The organism is Sphingomonas flavescens (genome assembly GCF_030866745.1).
Taxonomy (GTDB): domain Bacteria; phylum Pseudomonadota; class Alphaproteobacteria; order Sphingomonadales; family Sphingomonadaceae; genus Sphingomicrobium; species Sphingomicrobium flavescens.
In genome coordinates this window covers 2024424-2039908 of record NZ_CP133016.1, presented here as the reverse complement: position 1 = coordinate 2039908, position 15485 = coordinate 2024424, and the positions used below count along the sequence as shown (strand labels likewise).

At 65.1% G+C, this 15485-nt stretch carries 18 protein-coding genes; 10 read left to right on the top strand and 8 right to left on the bottom strand.

What is annotated here, in order from left to right:
- Positions 1-6 precede the first annotated feature (6 nt).
- Together QU596_RS10450 and QU596_RS10445 are read right to left on the bottom strand one after the other, a co-directional pair.
- On the bottom strand, positions 7-381 hold the full coding sequence (locus tag QU596_RS10450) for a cupredoxin domain-containing protein (protein WP_308515452.1): 375 nt from the start codon (positions 379-381) through the stop codon (positions 7-9).
- A complete protein-coding gene (locus tag QU596_RS10445) occupies positions 378-1097 on the bottom strand; it encodes a cytochrome c oxidase subunit II transmembrane domain-containing protein (protein ID WP_308515451.1) in 720 nt (239 codons plus the stop codon). The genes QU596_RS10450 and QU596_RS10445 overlap by 4 nt, the downstream gene beginning before the upstream one ends.
- A 152-nt stretch (positions 1098-1249) precedes the next feature.
- Here QU596_RS10445 and pyrE point away from each other — a divergent pair, with 152 nt between their 5' ends.
- The 5 genes from pyrE (at position 1250) to QU596_RS10420 (ending at position 5235) form a co-directional block, all read left to right on the top strand.
- Complete coding sequence (gene pyrE / locus QU596_RS10440) at positions 1250-1834, top strand: orotate phosphoribosyltransferase (RefSeq protein WP_308517985.1); 585 nt, start codon at positions 1250-1252, stop codon at positions 1832-1834.
- The gene (locus tag QU596_RS10435; RefSeq protein WP_308515450.1) at positions 1831-2559 is read left to right on the top strand and encodes a pyridoxine 5'-phosphate synthase; all 729 of its coding nucleotides are present in this window, start codon (positions 1831-1833) and stop codon (positions 2557-2559) included. Before pyrE ends, QU596_RS10435 begins: the two co-directional genes overlap by 4 nt.
- 187 nt (positions 2560-2746) lie before the next feature.
- Positions 2747-3154, top strand: a complete 408-nt coding sequence (gene acpS, locus QU596_RS10430) for a holo-ACP synthase (RefSeq protein WP_308517984.1) — start codon at positions 2747-2749, stop codon at positions 3152-3154.
- On the top strand, positions 3155-4033 hold the full coding sequence (lepB, locus tag QU596_RS10425; RefSeq protein WP_308515449.1) for a signal peptidase I: 879 nt from the start codon (positions 3155-3157) through the stop codon (positions 4031-4033).
- Positions 4033-5235, top strand: coding sequence for an AI-2E family transporter (locus QU596_RS10420; protein WP_308515448.1), 1203 nt, complete (start codon positions 4033-4035; stop codon positions 5233-5235). Before lepB ends, QU596_RS10420 begins: the two co-directional genes overlap by 1 nt.
- Here QU596_RS10420 and QU596_RS10415 read toward each other — a convergent pair.
- Together QU596_RS10415 and rpsU are read right to left on the bottom strand one after the other, a co-directional pair.
- The gene (locus tag QU596_RS10415; protein ID WP_308515447.1) at positions 5129-5659 is read right to left on the bottom strand and encodes an FKBP-type peptidyl-prolyl cis-trans isomerase; all 531 of its coding nucleotides are present in this window, start codon (positions 5657-5659) and stop codon (positions 5129-5131) included. The two genes, QU596_RS10420 and QU596_RS10415, sit on opposite strands and share 107 nt — an antisense overlap.
- A 16-nt stretch (positions 5660-5675) precedes the next feature.
- The gene (gene rpsU / locus QU596_RS10410) at positions 5676-5882 is read right to left on the bottom strand and encodes a 30S ribosomal protein S21 (protein ID WP_192588663.1); all 207 of its coding nucleotides are present in this window, start codon (positions 5880-5882) and stop codon (positions 5676-5678) included.
- Between the two features lie 288 nt (positions 5883-6170).
- Here rpsU and QU596_RS10405 point away from each other — a divergent pair, with 288 nt between their 5' ends.
- Complete coding sequence (locus QU596_RS10405; protein WP_308515446.1) at positions 6171-6857, top strand: murein L,D-transpeptidase catalytic domain family protein; 687 nt, start codon at positions 6171-6173, stop codon at positions 6855-6857.
- A gap of 3 nt (positions 6858-6860) precedes the next feature.
- Here QU596_RS10405 and QU596_RS10400 read toward each other — a convergent pair whose 3' ends face one another.
- Positions 6861-7316, bottom strand: a complete 456-nt coding sequence (locus QU596_RS10400; RefSeq protein WP_308515445.1) for a hypothetical protein — start codon at positions 7314-7316, stop codon at positions 6861-6863.
- 157 nt (positions 7317-7473) lie between these two features.
- Here QU596_RS10400 and QU596_RS10395 point away from each other — a divergent pair, with 157 nt between their 5' ends.
- Complete coding sequence (locus QU596_RS10395) at positions 7474-8088, top strand: PEPxxWA-CTERM sorting domain-containing protein (protein ID WP_308515444.1); 615 nt, start codon at positions 7474-7476, stop codon at positions 8086-8088.
- Positions 8089-8214: 126 nt separating this feature from the next.
- On the opposite strand, the gene QU596_RS10390 is transcribed toward QU596_RS10395, so the two are convergent.
- Positions 8215-9960: an aspartyl protease family protein gene (locus QU596_RS10390; RefSeq protein WP_308515443.1), complete on the bottom strand. Its 1746-nt coding sequence runs from the start codon at positions 9958-9960 to the stop codon at positions 8215-8217.
- A gap of 101 nt (positions 9961-10061) precedes the next feature.
- A complete protein-coding gene (locus tag QU596_RS10385; protein ID WP_308515442.1) occupies positions 10062-10772 on the bottom strand; it encodes an SDR family NAD(P)-dependent oxidoreductase in 711 nt (236 codons plus the stop codon).
- A 132-nt stretch (positions 10773-10904) separates the two neighbouring features.
- On the opposite strand from QU596_RS10385, the gene QU596_RS10380 reads away from it, so the two are divergent.
- On the top strand, positions 10905-12875 hold the full coding sequence (locus tag QU596_RS10380) for a TIR domain-containing protein (RefSeq protein ID WP_308515441.1): 1971 nt from the start codon (positions 10905-10907) through the stop codon (positions 12873-12875).
- 133 nt (positions 12876-13008) lie between these two features.
- Here QU596_RS10380 and QU596_RS10375 read toward each other — a convergent pair whose 3' ends face one another.
- Positions 13009-13401, bottom strand: a complete 393-nt coding sequence (locus QU596_RS10375) for a PilZ domain-containing protein (protein WP_308515440.1) — start codon at positions 13399-13401, stop codon at positions 13009-13011.
- Positions 13402-13560: 159 nt separating this feature from the next.
- On the opposite strand from QU596_RS10375, the gene QU596_RS10370 reads away from it, so the two are divergent.
- Both QU596_RS10370 and QU596_RS10365 read left to right on the top strand, forming a co-directional pair.
- Positions 13561-14364, top strand: a complete 804-nt coding sequence (locus tag QU596_RS10370; RefSeq protein WP_308515439.1) for a hypothetical protein — start codon at positions 13561-13563, stop codon at positions 14362-14364.
- A 205-nt stretch (positions 14365-14569) separates the two neighbouring features.
- A complete protein-coding gene (locus tag QU596_RS10365; RefSeq protein WP_308515438.1) occupies positions 14570-15484 on the top strand; it encodes a hypothetical protein in 915 nt (304 codons plus the stop codon).
- The last annotated feature ends 1 nt before the right edge of the window (position 15485 follow it).

Below are 15485 nucleotides of genomic sequence, written 5' to 3'. Positions count from 1 at the left end.
CTTCGCTTAATTCTGTGCGGTCGCGGCCTGATTGGACGCGGGCTGAGGGGCTGCGGGAGCCGGGGCCGCATTGGGTGCGGCTGCGGCCGGCGTGGCGGTCGACGCCGCGGCCGGAACGACAGCGGCCTTGGCGCCCGGCATCTTGCCGCCGTTCTGCGCGACCCACTGCGCGAACTGCGCTTCGGGGACGACTTCGATGGCGATCGGCATGAAACCATGGCGCGCGCCGCAAAGTTCGGAGCACTGGCCGAAGTACACGCCCGGCCGGTCGACTTTCGCCCAAGTCTCGTGCAGCTGGCCGGGGTTGGCGTCCTGCTTGATCCAGAACGCCGGCATCGCGAAGCTATGGATGACGTCGTCGGCGGTGACGATGAACTTCACGACCTTACCCGCCGGAATGACCAGGCGGTGTCGACCGCGAGCAGCGGCGGACCGTCATTGTCGGTGCGGGCGCGCTGGTTCGGCTGGCGCGTCGGGTCGTTGGCTTCCTTCAGCATATAGCTGTCGAAGGTCACGCCGTGGTCCGGCAACTCGTACGACCAATACCATTGGTGACCGATCACCTTGACGGTCAGATCGGCCGCGGGCGGCGTGTACTGGTGACGCAGCAAGCGGATCGACGGAATCGCGATCGCGACCAGGATCAACACCGGCAGGAGCGTCCACACCACTTCCAGCGTGGTGTTGTGCGAGTTGCGCGACGGCGTCGGGTTAGCGCCGCGGCGGAAGCGCAGGATCGCGTAGACCAGCAGCGCCAGCACGAACACGGAGATGATCGCGCACAGCGGCAGCAGCCAGTAATTGTGGAAGCTCGACGCCTCTTCGCCGATCGGCGTGACCTGCATCTGGATGCCCTTGCGGCCATCCGGTTCGCCGACGCCCGGCGTCGGGATCATGTGGCCGACGCTGCCAGGCACGATTGCCGGCTGTGCCGCATCGGCCTTGGTCGGGTCTTGAGCAGTGCCGGCGGGCGGCGTCGCGGTCGCTGGGGCTGCAGCCGTCGTGGCCGCGGGACTGGGCGCTGGTGCCTGCGCCACCGCGGCTGCAGGTGTGAGCCCGGCCGCGGCCAAGGCGATCGCCCATCCAATCAGTTTCATCTGTACCCCGTGACAGTGTCTGGAACTGGGAACGCGAACGCGAACCCGGATTTGGCAGGCTCTATAGGCGCGGGTTTCTGGAGCCTCAAGCGCGACTTAGGGTGAGGTGTTGCTGGCGTGCACAGGGCGGCTTAAACGCCATGCCCGCGATGATGACCGATGAAGACGTTCTCGCGGAATTCCGCGCCGCCGACGCCTTGCTCGAAGGGCATTTCATTCTCTCGTCGGGATTGCGCAGTCCGAAATATCTGCAGTGCGCGCGCGTACTGATGGATGGCGCCCGCGCCGAGCGGCTGGCACGCGCGCTTGCCGCCAGGATCCCGGCGGACATTCGCGAACAAATCGATGTGGTCGTGTCGCCGGCCATGGGCGGCGTCATCATCGGCCATGAAATGGGCCGTGCGCTCGGCAAGCCCGCGATTTTCCTCGAACGGCCGCATGGCACTTTCGAACTCCGCCGCGGCTTCACGATCGATCCGGGCTCCCGCGCGCTGATGGTCGAGGACGTCGTCACGACCGGTCTCTCCTCCCGCGAAGCGATCGACGCCGTCCGCCGCGCGGGCGGCGAAGTGGTCGCCGAAGCTTCACTCGTCGACCGCTCCTCCGGCAAGGCCGATCTCGGCGTGCCGTTTGTCCCGCTGATCCGCATCGACGTGCCAACCTACGAAGCCGACGCCGTCCCTGACGACCTCGCCGCCATCCCCGCCATCAAACCCGGAAGCCGCGCAGCCGCTTGACCCGGAAGCTTCGCCTCGGCGTCAATATCGACCATGTCGCGACCATCCGGAACGCGCGGGGTGGCGATCACCCTGACCCGGTCCGCGCTGCAATCCTCGCAGCGGAAGCCGGAGCCGACGGCATCACCGCCCACCTTCGCGAAGACCGCCGCCACATCACCGACAGGGACATCGACCGCCTCATGGCGGAGATTGACCTTCCGCTGAATCTCGAGATGGCGGCGACGGAGGAAATGCTGGCGATCGCTCTTCGCCACCGCCCGCACGCCGCCTGCATCGTGCCGGAACGCCGCGAGGAGCGGACGACTGAAGGCGGGCTCGATGCCGATGGCCATCGGGAGACGCTGGCGCCGATGGTCGCGCGCCTGTCCGACGCGGGCGTCCGCGTCAGCCTGTTCATCGAGCCGTCAGAACGCCAGATCGACGCCGCGATCCACCTCAACGCTCCCGTCGTCGAATTCCACACCGGCCGCTATGCCCACCGCGGCGGCGAAGCCCGCACCGAGGAACTTAAACGCATCGCGGACTGCGCCGCGCTAGCCGTCAAGAACGGTATCGAGCCGCACGCCGGCCACGGCCTGACGTTCGACAACGTCATCCCCGTCGCTGCCATCCCGCAAATCGCCGAGCTCAACATCGGCCATTTCCTGATCGGCGAGGCGATCTTCACCGGCCTCGACGCCAGCGTCCGCCGCATGCGCGAACTGATGGATCAGGCGCGATGATCAGTCGCCTCTCGCGAGCCCTGCGGCCGGCGGTCGTTCTGCTTACGCTGACGATTCTTGGATTGGTCGGCTGGCAAGCGGCTACAGGCTGGCGGAATGCCGCAATCGTCAGTGCTGCGACACTTTTGCTGGGGATCGTGATTGTTGCACGCTTAGCGACTTGGGCTTTTACGAAGATGGCGGCGCGGTGATCGTCGGCATCGGCTCGGACCTGTGCAACATCGAGCGGATCCAGAATTCGCTCGACCGCTTCGGCGACCGCTTCCTCAACCGCGTCTTCACCGACGTCGAGCAGGCCAAGGCCGCGCGCCGCCCGTTCACCGCGGCGGGGACGCTCGCCAAGCGCTTTGCCGCCAAGGAGGCGTTCTCCAAGGCCGTCGGCACCGGCTTCAAGCGCGGTGTCTTCATGAAGGACATCGGCGTGGTCAACGCGCCCTCTGGAGCGCCCACCATCATCGTCACCGGCGGGGCAGCCGCGCGGCTTGACGCCCTTGCGCCGGCGGGCCACGCCATCGACATACATCTGACGATGACCGACGATCACCCTTGGGCCCAGGCCTTCGTTATCCTGACTGCCCGCAAGCTGGAGCTGTAATTGAGCGACACGACCCCCGAGGCGACCACGGAACAACCGGCCGCCGCCGCTCCAGCCCAGCCGGAAAGCAAAGGCGCCGCTCTGTGGCGCGAGATCAAGGGCCTGCTCTGGGTCTTGCTGGCCGTGCTGGCCTTCCACAGCTTCATCGCCAAGCCGTTCTACATCCCATCGGAATCGATGATGCCGGGCCTGCTCACCGGCGACCGGCTGGTGGTCAGCAAATATCCCTATGGCTGGTCCTGGGTCTCTCCGAGCTTTCACGTTCTGCCGCCGATAAAGGGCCGGCTGTTCGGCCGCACGCCCGAGCGTGGCGACATCGTCATCGTCACCCCGCCGGGCCAGCGCAGCGACTACATCAAGCGCGTCATCGGCTTGCCCGGAGACACGGTGCGCATGATCGACGGCCGCCTGATCATCAACGACCAGCTGGTGAAGCGCGAGCCGCTGGCGCCGGACATGGTGCCGATCGACATCAACTCTCCGTGCGGTTCCAGCAGCGACCCCGCGCTCTACGACTTCCGCGTCCAGGGACCGGACGGAAAGCCCTATTGCCGCGTGCCGGTCGTGCGTGAGACGCTGCCCAACGGCCGCACCTATGAGACGGTCGAACTCGGCCAGTCCGCCGAGGACAATTTCGGACCGGTGACCATCCCCGCGGGCCACGTCTGGCTGATGGGCGACAACCGCGACGATTCCGCCGACAGCCGCGTTCCCGAATGGCAGGGCGGCCTCGGCGGTCCGGTCCCGCTCGAAAATATCGGCGGCCGCGCCGAGTTCATCACCTTCTCGCTCGACGGCTCGACCGTGTGGTGGAACCCGTTGACCTGGTTCAAGGCGCTGCGTCACGGACGGGCCGGAACCTCTCTCCGGAATAGCTGATGGCCAAGTCTCCGCTGACCGTTGAGCCGCACGTCGAGCGGCCCGGCCCGGCGGAGTTCCGCGATCCCTTTGTCCGGCGTGAGCTGGCCAAGGCGGCCGTCTGGCTGGGCATGGCATTGGCGATCGCCGGGGTCATTGTCCTCGGCCAGCCGCTGCTGCTGATCATCGGCGGCGCAATTTTCGCCGTGCTGCTCGACGGCGGGGTCCGCTTGCTCGGCCGCGTCCTGCCGATCGCCCGCGGGTGGCGGCTTCTGCTCGTCCTGCTGCTCGGTTTCGGATTTCTTGGCTGGGTAATCTACTTCGCCGGCACGACCATCGGCGCCCAGTTCGAGACGCTCCGCGCCGTCGTCACGCAGCAATTCAACCGCCTCATGGAATTCGCCGGATCGCTCGGCCTGATCCCTAAGGGGCCGCCGACCGATCTCGGCAGTCAGCTGCTCGGTTCCGTCGGCCGTCTGACTACAGCAGTGGGCAGCGTGCTCGGCGCCGTCGCCAGTGCCATCGCCATGCTCGTCATCGGCATCTTCATCGCCGCCGAGCCGCGCATCTACGACCGCGGCATCGCCTGGATGTTGCCGCTGCGCGCCCGCGCCGGCTTCTATCGCATTGCCGAACATGTCGGTTTCACGCTTCGCCGCCTTCTGTTCGGCCGCCTCGTCGGAATGGTATTTGAAGGCGTCTTCACCTGGATCATGTTGACGCTTGGCGGGGTGCCAATGGCCGCCTTGCTCGGGCTCGTCACCGGCGTGCTCGCCTTCATTCCCAACATTGGCGCGATCACCAGCGGCTTGCTGATGGTTGCCGTCGGCTTCAGCGCCGGCACGCATCAGGGCATCTACGCGATCGTCGTCTATTTCCTGGTGCAGAACATCGATGGCTATCTCGTCCTGCCCTACATCGCCCGCAAGACAGTGGATCTGCCGCCCGCGCTGGTGCTGGCAATGCAGTTGCTCATGGGCGCGCTATTCGGGATTCTCGGCCTGCTCTTCGCGGATCCGATCCTGGCGACGTTGAAGGTCGTGCTGGTCGATCTCAGCAAGCAGCAGGCCGAACGAGAGGATCACGACTCAGCGGTCGTCGATCCGGCACGCGAGCCTATTGCTGGGGCTGCCCCTGCTGACCCTGCCCCTGCTGTGCCTGCATCTGCTGCATCATCGCGGCGCCGCCGCGGACGATCTTCCGGACCCGAACGTCGAACGTAAGCTTGCTGTCCTTGGGGAAGCCAGGCGGCGGCGGACCCGCGCCAAACGCCAGCTTCTGCGGCATGGTGAAGCGATACTCGCCGCCTTCGCTCATCCGCGTCATCGCCTCGGCAAAGCCGGGGAAGACCTGATCCATGGTGAACGGCTGCGGGCCCTGGTGCGATTCGCTGCTGTCGATCACCGTGCCGTCGTCGGCGGTCAGCACATAATCCATCAGCGCCGCGTCGGCGCGGCCGATCGGCTCACCCTTGCCCGCCTTCACGGTGCGGAACTGGAGCCCGCTTTCGGTGACTACCGGCCGAAGGGAGCCGGCACCGATCCAGGCCAGCCCGATGCCGGCGGCAATGACGAGGAGAAACCCGATCCACAACGCGGCAGCCCGGCCGCGATGAGCGGGACGATCAGCGGCTTCGGCGACGGACACGGGTCGGCGCTAAGGCTTAGCGCGAACCTTCGCGCTCGGCGCGCTTGCGCTCGAGCTTGCGGGCGCGGCGGATGGCGGCAGCACGCTCGCGCGCACGCTTTTCCGACGGCTTTTCGTAATGACGGCGCAGCTTCATCTCGCGGTAGACGCCCTCGCGCTGCAGCTTCTTCTTGAGCGCGCGCAGCGCCTGCTCGACGTTATTGTCGCGAACGATGATCTGCATAAAAACCCGTCACAATCCCTTCTGTAGAGAACCGCTTCACCCCGGCGGACGAACACCCGTAGCGGCGGCTCATGCAATAGCTATCGGCCTCCAGAGGCTGACCTCGGCGGCGGGGGCCCTGTAGCAGCCGCATCCAAGCCGTTCAACCCGTGCCGAATTCTTGAATCAATCGCGTAACTTGCGGCGAACCGTTGGCTCAGCACGATAGAAGCGGAAACCGCAAGCTTTGGGTTATGCGCAGTTAACCCTTTCACTGATAAACCCTCCGTTTCACCGGGAGGGTAACGGATGTCGTTCAACCGTAGGGAAATGTTGCGTCTGGGCGCTTATGGCGCTGCCGGGGCGATCATCTCTACTGCCGCAAGTTCGAGCGTCCTGCCGTCGCTGGTCCTGCCGACGACTCCCGACCCCCTCGCACCGCTCGCGCCGCCGCCGGCCGCCCAGGTGCTGACGCCCTCCGCTCCGGGCGGAATCGACCCGCAGCTGTTCGCCAAGGCCAAGGCCGCGCTCGATGCCCATCGCGTCTATCCGCGCGATTCCATCGGCGTTGTCGACTTCAATCGTCCGTCCAGCGAAGAGCGCTTTTACGTCGTAAACCTCCTGAGCGGTGAAGTCGAAAGTCACCGCGTCGCGCACGGCCGCGGGTCGGATCCCGATCATTCGGGCTTCGTCGAGCGCTTCTCGAACGACTTCGGCTCCTACGCGAGCTCCAACGGCGCCTATCTCACCGGCGACTATTACAACGGCAAGTACGGGCTTTCGATGAAAGTCCGCGGGCTCGACATGAGCAATTACAATGCTGAGCCGCGCGCGATCGTCATCCACAATGCCTGGTATGCCGAGGACGACATGATCCCGTTGCATGGCAAGCTCGGCCGCTCGGAGGGCTGCTTCGCGATGAGCCGCCAGAGCCAGTATGATGTGATGCGCCGTTTGGCCGGTGGGCGGATGATCTACGCCGAGAAGCTGGCGTAAGCTTCAGATCTGGAATTTCAGGCCCTGAAGATGGGTTACGAGCCCGTCTTCTCCGCGGACCGCCGTACCCATTAGGCGCATCCATCGGTCCGCTTCCCCGTCGGCGGGCCGGATCTGGGCATCGAGCACGAATGCGGAGCCGGCGCTGACGGCGATGGACCGCAGCCGTTCCATCTTCACCCGCGAATCTTCAACGTAACAGGCGACGGTATCGCTGCGGGCCACCCGAGCACCGTCCTGAAAACCGAAAATCCGGTAGATGCCCGCTGTCCACGTCAGCCGATCATCGGCAAGCTCGCATTCCCACCAACCAGCGGATCTTTGCCCGAGCGCCTGCCGCGCCGCCAATTCGGCGAGGCCAATCGCCGGCGACTGGATGATGCAGCCCATTTCGAAGACTCGTTGCCGCTCGTGCAGCGGCCACGCACTGAGAATACGGCCTTCGAAATCGGCGGGCATCCGCGGCTTCGTCTCACCTTCGGCCGAGCCGCGCAACCTCCGCCCCGGCTAAATAAGCGCGCTCAACAAATTTAATCCGACCGCTGGAACAAGCCAATTTACAAAGAGTTAACCATGTTCCAGCCGGAACTTCGCCGGTCGGGGACTCGGAGGTATCATGCGTAATTCCGCCCTATTGGGTGCCGCGGCCGTCGCCACCATGGTTGGGGCCGCGCCCGCGCTTGCCGCACCCACGTTGATTGGAAGCTTCACAGGAAACGTCTGCGGCGGGGCCGGCGGCATCAACAACTGCTTCGCCACCACCAGCGGAACGGTCGTGCAGGGCAATCCGGGAACCGCGGGCTCTTCGCCGCTCATCGCGCGCATCGATTCCAACGCCAACTTCGGACAGGGCGGGACCGAGGTCTCGACGCTCTTCTCGACCGTGACGGGGTCCGATTTTGCAATCACCTACAATGCGGCGAACAACAGCTTGTCGTTTCTCTACACGCCCGGCGCGGGCGACCCCGTAATCCACTATTTCGGCATCTCGCAAGCCAACGGCTACAACCTCTATTACGACCCCAACCCGATTACGTCGGGCACGATCAACCTGAGCACGCTGTATCCGAATAACCCGGGTTGGTCCCATATTGACTTCTTCGACACGGGCGTTGGCAGCGTTCCTGAGCCCGGCACATGGGCGATGATGCTGCTCGGCTTCGGCGCGATCGGGATGGTCGTTCGCCGTCGCAAAAGCGCGGCCACAAATCAGTCGCCGCGCACGGCCTAGGCGCGAATCCTTCTGAGCCACGCGGAGCGCGCCGCGTCCTTGGCGCGGCGGTTCCGCCGGAGCTGTGTGCGGCAATGCTTGGCGGCTAGGATCAGCCGACCGAGCATCGACGCTTTTCTCCCAAGGCTATTCCGAAATCCCGATCTTCGCGGCGCGCCGAGCTAAGTCGGGCGCAATTGCTAGCGCCGCTCGACGATCTGCCTCTCCGCCTGCCGCGTCGCCGGCCCGACGCTTGGCCACACCTCGCATGAACAGGCTCCAGGCATTGTGCGGTTGAATCTGCACCGCCGCGTCATAGTCGGCCCGCGCGCCTGCGAGGTCACCCAGCCGGAGTTTCACCAGCGCGCGGCTGTCCAGATAACCGGCCGTGTTAGGCCGAGCCTTCAGCGCCGCGTTACAATCGGCCAGCGCTTCCTTGAGTTCGCGATTCAACTGTGCCCGCGCCCAGCAACGGCCGTTCAAAGCCGTGGGGCGCTGCGCATCTTCGGGATGCGACTTCAGCCAAGCATTCTCATTGGCAAGACCCACCTCCTGAAGCCCCGCAGCATCGGCCATGCTCGCCAACTGAAGCCGTGCCCCCGAGGTGGGCGGGAGTAGTTTGTCGAGCGCCAGTATGTCTTCGCGGGCGCCGTCAGGGTCACGCGTCCCGAGCTTGAGCGCAGCCCGCATCTCCCGCGCTTCGATGTCATCGCTGGCGATCGATAAGGCCTTGTCCAGGTCGGCCGCGGCAAGCAGGGGCTGCCGGTTTGCCAGGCGCGCGGCGGCGCGCTGGCGCAGAAAACGTGCCTCCGCAGGCGCTCGGGCAATAGCCTGATTGAAATCGGCAATCGCCTCCTCGAACCGGCGGCCCGACATCGCTGCGGCACCCCGTCGGGCAAAGCCCTCTGCATCGGTTGGAGCAGCAGACCGATCGGTCAGGTCCAGCGGTTTGCCTGTCTCATCCGACGCGCCGTCCGACGACACACCGAAGACCGTGCCTCCCTCATAGGTCATCACCAACTTGCCCATCTTGTTCGCAACATAGATGTGGTGGGTGAGGAAAAAGTCGGCGCCGATCAGCATGTCCGCGTCCCCGAACTCCGCGTCGCTGATCATGATCTTGGGCTTCGGGATCGATTCGCCGCCGACGATGACCCGGTCGAAGGTCGCCGCCCATTTGCGCACGGTGCGGCTACCCAGCCCCGTTGCGAATCCGGCGGCGACGACACCCGGGCTGTTGGGTGTAATCCCTGCCCGCTTCGCCGCGGCGAGTGTTAGCACCGACCCGGGCGAACCGCTGTCAAACATCGCGCGAAGCTTGACCCCGTTCACTGTCACGGTGGCAATGGTCTTTGTCTGGCGAGCCGTCCGCGCTTCGATCGGCAGCACGGACACTGGTCGAGTCCCCGCCCAGTAGGGCAAATCGCCGATCTGACATCCGCGCGACCGCAACAGCGTAACTTTCCCGTGCCCCAGATCATATTCGACGTCCGCGAGCCCGAGGAAATTCTGGCCCAGCAGGCCGACCTGGCCGGTGTCCGTCCCCCCGACGATGAAGTCGATCTTGGGCAGGGTCGCGCCGCCCAGCGAGAAGCTCTGCACAGTCGTCATGGACGCGGAGGTCGCGCCATTGATGCCCATCAATCGGAAATTCGGTGGAAGCGGCTCGAGCTTAAGGCCGTAAGCCGCTGCCGAAGCGCGCGACAAAGTGCTGAAGAAAGCACCGCTGTCGAGAATGAATTGCGCATCTTGTCCGTTGATCTTGGCGGAAACGATGGCGCGATCGCCGCGCATGGTCACCGGTATCTCGAGGAACTTGGTGATCTGACACTCGGCCTGGGCGGCGGAGGGAATCAAGGCGGCGAGCATCGTAAGGCCGCGGACGGCACGCATAAGTAACTCCTCAGCCGCAATCCGCGGTTCGGCGGCCGGGTTGCGCCAACGCAGGCTAATCGAGGGAAATTGAAGCGTCACGTGCAAATCGGACGCCGCGACTAGGGCGCGATCGGCTTGCCGTCCCAGTCGAAGCACTGCCCGCTGTCGCCGCTCGTCAGCGCGTCGATCACCTCGATGAGCTGGTGCGCGGCGTGATCCGGAGTGAACAGCCGGCCAGCGGCGACTCTGGCTTGGAATGGCGCACTCAATTGCGTGTCCACCGTTCCCGGATGCAGGCCGACGCAGATCGCCTTTGGCCGCGAACGCGCAAGCTCGATCGCCAGCGTTTTGATGATCATGTTCAACGCCGCTTTTGACGCTCGGTAGCCGTACCAACCGCCGAGCCGGTTATCGCTGATGCTGCCGACCCGCGCGGACAAGGCAGCGAAAATCGCGCGCTCAGCTTTCGGAAGCAAAGGCGTCAAATGTTTGGCGGCGAGTGCCGGTCCGACGCTGTTCACGGCAAAGGACTTCAGCAGATGCGCCGGATCGACCTCACGCAGTGACTTTTCCGGGTGAAGGTCGCCGTCGTGGAGGAGGCCGGTAGCGACCAGAATGATATCGAATGGTGCTCGCGCCCGAAGCTGCTCCGCGGCGGCTTCAAGGCTCCGCTCATCGGTCAGGTCGACTGCAATGTCGCCGGCCCACGCCGGACGGCGCGCGAGCCCGGTGACGCCGAAGCCCCGCCCCGACAATTCTCGCACCAACGCGGCGCCGATGCCGCCGGTGCTGCCAACGACGATTGCGCGGGCGTCGGTTCCGTTTTGCATGCATCGATCATGCGGCGCTCACTTAAGGAAACAATGGCGGCTTTGGTGCAGGTCACTTGCTCGCGCTTTCGCGTTGGCTTCTCGCCGTCCCCCATTTCATCTAAGGCAGGCTAACTCGGTCAGGGGCACGCCGTGAACGAACCCGATCCCGTCATCGCAAGTGAGCGGCGCACGTCGCGACCGGTATTCGTCAGCTATGCGACCGCCGATCGTAAGCAGGCGCTGGCTGTCTGCGCGGCGCTGGAGAGGCGCGGCACGGATTGCTGGATCTCCACCCGCGACGTGGCACCCGGGGAGAATTACCAGGAAGCGATCGTCCGGGCCTTGCGCAACGCGCGCGCCGTGGTCCTCGTCTTCTCCAAGGCAGCGAATGACAGCGACGAGATCAAGAAAGAGCTGTCGCTGGCGAGCCGTTATCGGGTGCCGGTGCTGACCCTGAGGATCGAGAATGTCGAACCGAGCGACGCCTTCGCCTACGAATTGTCGACGCGCCAGTGGATCGATGCCTTCGTCGGTTACGATCGATCCATCGATCTGCTTGCGGCCCGCATCGGTGAGATATCCGGGAGCGCGCCAGCAAAGGAGTATCAACCCGCGAGTCCGCTTCGACCGGGAAGGATCTGGTCGCGTCCACTGGCGGTGGCCGGCATCGTGGCGTTCGCGCTGATCCTCGCGGCGGCCCTCTGGTTTTTCAATTCACGCTCATCGCCTGCGGGCACGCACCCGATGGAGGTGCGGCTGGCAGGCTTCAAACTGTTGTCGAACGATTTGCCGGCCACGTTGCCGGATGCCGTCGGCGACGAAGTCATTGCGGCGTTCAACAAGGATGGCGTCGTCGGCGTGTCCACCGCGCCGGCGCCGCCTTCCGGCTCCGCGCCCGCCTTTGCGCTCGGCGGGACGATTCAGCGCGACGGCGACGCCATTCGCGTCATCGCCCGCCTCACCAACGAGCGTTCGGGCACGACCCTCTGGTCGAATACATTCAGCTATGACGGGCGCGAGACCGCAGCGGTCGGACGGCACGTCGCGGTCGATGCGGGCAACGTCGTCCGATGCGGACTGTTCGGTGCTTCCACCTACCGCAAGCCGCTGCCGGAAGACGTCCTCAAGGACTATTTGCAGTTCTGCCAATGGTATTGGGACCCCAACATGGTCGCCGGCCGCAAGGCGCTCGTGCCGGCGCAGCGCGTCGTGGCCGCAGTGCCCGATTTCTCATGGGGGTGGGCCGCCGTCGCCGGATCTTATTGGAAAGTCGCATTCGGCGCCGCCACCCCGCAACTCGCGGACGAAGCGCGCGCCAGCGGCCGGCAAGCCGCCGATCGCGCGGTCGCCATCGACCCCCGCAACAGCGAGGCCTTTTACATCAAGGCCGTCCTGCTCGACCGGAACGATTGGCTCGGCCGTGAAGCTTTATTCAAAAAAGCCGTCGGGGCGCGCCGCCTGGACTGCGGCTGTGAGCACCACCAGTACGGCTCGATGCTGGCCAACGTCGGCCGCATCGCCGACGGCGTCGACGAGTTGCGCGCCGCCAACGACACGCTCGCGCTCTACGTCTACACACCGTTGAGCCTGGCCGAGGTCCTGACCGCCGCCAGCAAGCCGGACGAAGCCCGCCAATATTACGATGCCGCAAGCCAGCTCGCGCCCAGCGCCGACTTCGCGCAGGGCCTCACCGCTTACGGCGCTGCGCAGACCGGCGACCTCAAGCGCCTCGCCGACCCCGCGCTTCCCATCGCCGCGCCCGTGCGCAGCGCGCTGATCGAGGGTTTCCGCGCCGCCGCTTCGGGCAACCCGGCGGCCAAGGCCGCGGCGGTCAAGGCGCTCCTCGCCCTGACGACCGACGAGGAAGCCGTGCCCAGGGCGCGCCTCCTCGCCAGGCTGGGCGCGTCAGCCGCTGCATTCGACCTCGCTGCCCAGCACGCCGCCCAGGCCTACCCCGGCCCGATTGTTTTCTTCTATTTTGACATGCGCCCGGTGCTGGACGACCCGCGCTTCCCGGCCCTCGCGCAGCGCCTTCGCCTGATCGACTATTGGAAGCGCTCGCGCACGCGGCCCGACGTCTGCGCGACCGCCGCCCCGCCGGCCTTCTGCCGCGCCGTCTGACGCGTCGCCGGCAGCGCAAAAAATAAGCGGCCCGGCGGGTTGCCCCATCCGCCAGGCCGCTCAGAGTTCGCTAAAGTCCTTCAACAGCCGACGAAGGCATGAGTCGCGTCCTCACCTCGTTTCTTAATCGCAGTTAAGTTCTGAGTCCAACCGAATCTTCGCGGCGACGTCCCGGTTCGGGCGCGATCACCGCCGCGAGCCCCGCGCTATTCAGCGCCGCGCGGCGCACCTCGCGCTTCAGCCGCTCGACCTCGAAGCTCGGCAGCGGCGGCTCGAACGCCACCCCGCATTCGCGCCCGCGGATCCAGGCGACTTCGCCGAATACGCGCACCGTCTCCATCCACATCGACACCGGCTCGCCCGCCGCCGGCAGATGCAGCCCGTGGAGCCGGGCACCCGTGGCCGACAGGTCGACGATGCTGACTTCGCGTGTTTCGTGCAGGCTGCTCACCGTCGCCGCAATCGGCAGCGCCTCGCGCGGCGCCCGCCGCCGTCCGCCGCCGATTGATCGTCCAAACATACGCATACCGGGCCTTCCATCGGCCCCCGCCGGCTAGCCGCCGTTTAAGCGCGGACGCCTAACGACATGTTGGCGAACGCGGTTAAGCTTCCGTCAGCCAAGCATTGCGGCGGCTGCGCACACCGCGATTTTCCTACTCGAATCTTTTGTGCCTTACCCTCGCCGATGAGCACACCCGACATCCCCACCTTCGCCCAGCTCGCCGCCGATCCCGAGATCGCCGCCTTGCTCGATTTCACCCCGGCCCCGCGCAAGATCGAGCGGCCGGACGGCTGGACGCCTGAACGCCAGCGCGAGCTGATCGCCTGCATCGCCTTCACCGGCTCCCCGCGCCACGCCGCCGAGGCGATGGGCAAGGACGTCTCCGGCGCAAAGCATCTCTACCGGTCGGACGGCGGCGAGAGCTTCCGCGATGCCTGGCGCGGCGCCATGGAATTGCACCGGGATCGCGAGCGTCAGGCGCGAGCCGGCGCTCCGCCCCGCCACTTCCTCATTCCCGGCATCGGCGCCCCGCCGCGCCCTGGCGGAAGCGCCGCCCACAGCGAGCCCGACGTCAACGGCAATTTCCAGCAGCCCGGCCAGCGCCTCAACCACCTCGGCGAGTGGGAGGACGCCGCCAGCATCGAGCGCCGCGGCGAGGAAGCGGCCGAGAGCATCCGCCACAAGCTGCTGCGCTGCCGCCGCATCTACCTCTGCTCGATCGCCAGCGACGCGGGCAAGCGCGCCGCGTTCGAGATCCTGACCGAGCTTCCCATCGACTGGGACCTCGCCCGCGAGATGCAGCCCCAGCCCGACGAGCCCTGGCACAAAACCAACCAGCGCGAGCCCGACATGATCCTCACTGCCGACAGCGGGTGGAGTTTTGGTGAGATTGGGTATGGGCCGAACAAGCTGGCCGAGGCGAGAAGGGTCATCGACGACCTACGCGCGCAGCGCGGGGAGGACCCGATCGCCTGGGGTGCTGAATGACTGCGTCGGTAGGGCGGATCAGTTACGTCGGGATCCAAAAAACGCGCTTAGAACGCGGCGAGGTGATTGCGTGTCAGTGGATCTGATGGAACCGGCGCGCCGAAAAAGATTCAATATTGGCAGCGGAGGTGCAGACGAGGAGGTCGATCAAACGGCTTGATCCGATCATCCGCAAATTCGCAAACAACTTGCAGATTTGCGTAACGTGCTGAGTTTACGTAGCGTCGCATCGCTCGGGATAGGGGGAGTAGTGGCGGCGCCAAGCGCGTTACCGAATTGCGAGAACTGCGCCGAAGAGATTCCCTATGCAGCAAAGAACTGCGTTCTCTGCGGGGAAGATGTTGGTTATCCCAACGTGCGGGCCGCGGAGTCCGCAGATGAGGTATCCGCGCTTCGGGAGCGTTTGCGAGCCGCACTTATCTCGACGGAAGCTCGAGGTTGCAGAGCAGAGCTAGAGCAATTTGGCACGGCCGCTTCGGGATCAGCGGTCGTAGTGTCCCGTAACTTGGCCGTCCTCGCCGCCCTTGTCGAAAGCTCAAACACGTTAATTTCAACCTATCATAAACTTGTTGGTGCCGAAGCCCGGCTGCCCGAACAGAATGAATTCGACCCATATCGCGCGATCGTTGAAGGGATGGTCCACCCTCACGGCGTGCACGAAAATATTACCTTCGGAGCCATAACTCTCGACGGGAGGGGGGTCGTCAAATACGGCGCATTCTCAATCAACCTCAAACAGGATATGATTTCGAACCGAACGACGGTGTTCGAAGAGAACCCGTTCAGCTTTTGTGATCGTCATGCATGCCGACCAAACAAGCCATTTCCACCCGGGTATCGAGCTAGTTGGCAGCGGAGAGCGGAGCTTGCGATGGCCAAGCTACATCCGAAAATTCAGCCCGGCATTTCGCCAGCCGAGTTCCCGTCGATACTACTCGAGGTTGACCCCGATAAAATCGAGACTGACTTCATTGAGGCCCATGTGTATGGGCCCGTCCATCCTAAGGCCATTGCGCGCGTAGTGCTAGCGGCTCAACCGAAAGCCACTGCTGACCGGCTCATATGGAAACGAGTTCGCCAGAAGCTGGTTGATATGGGAGTCGAAATTGAGGAGCCCTGAG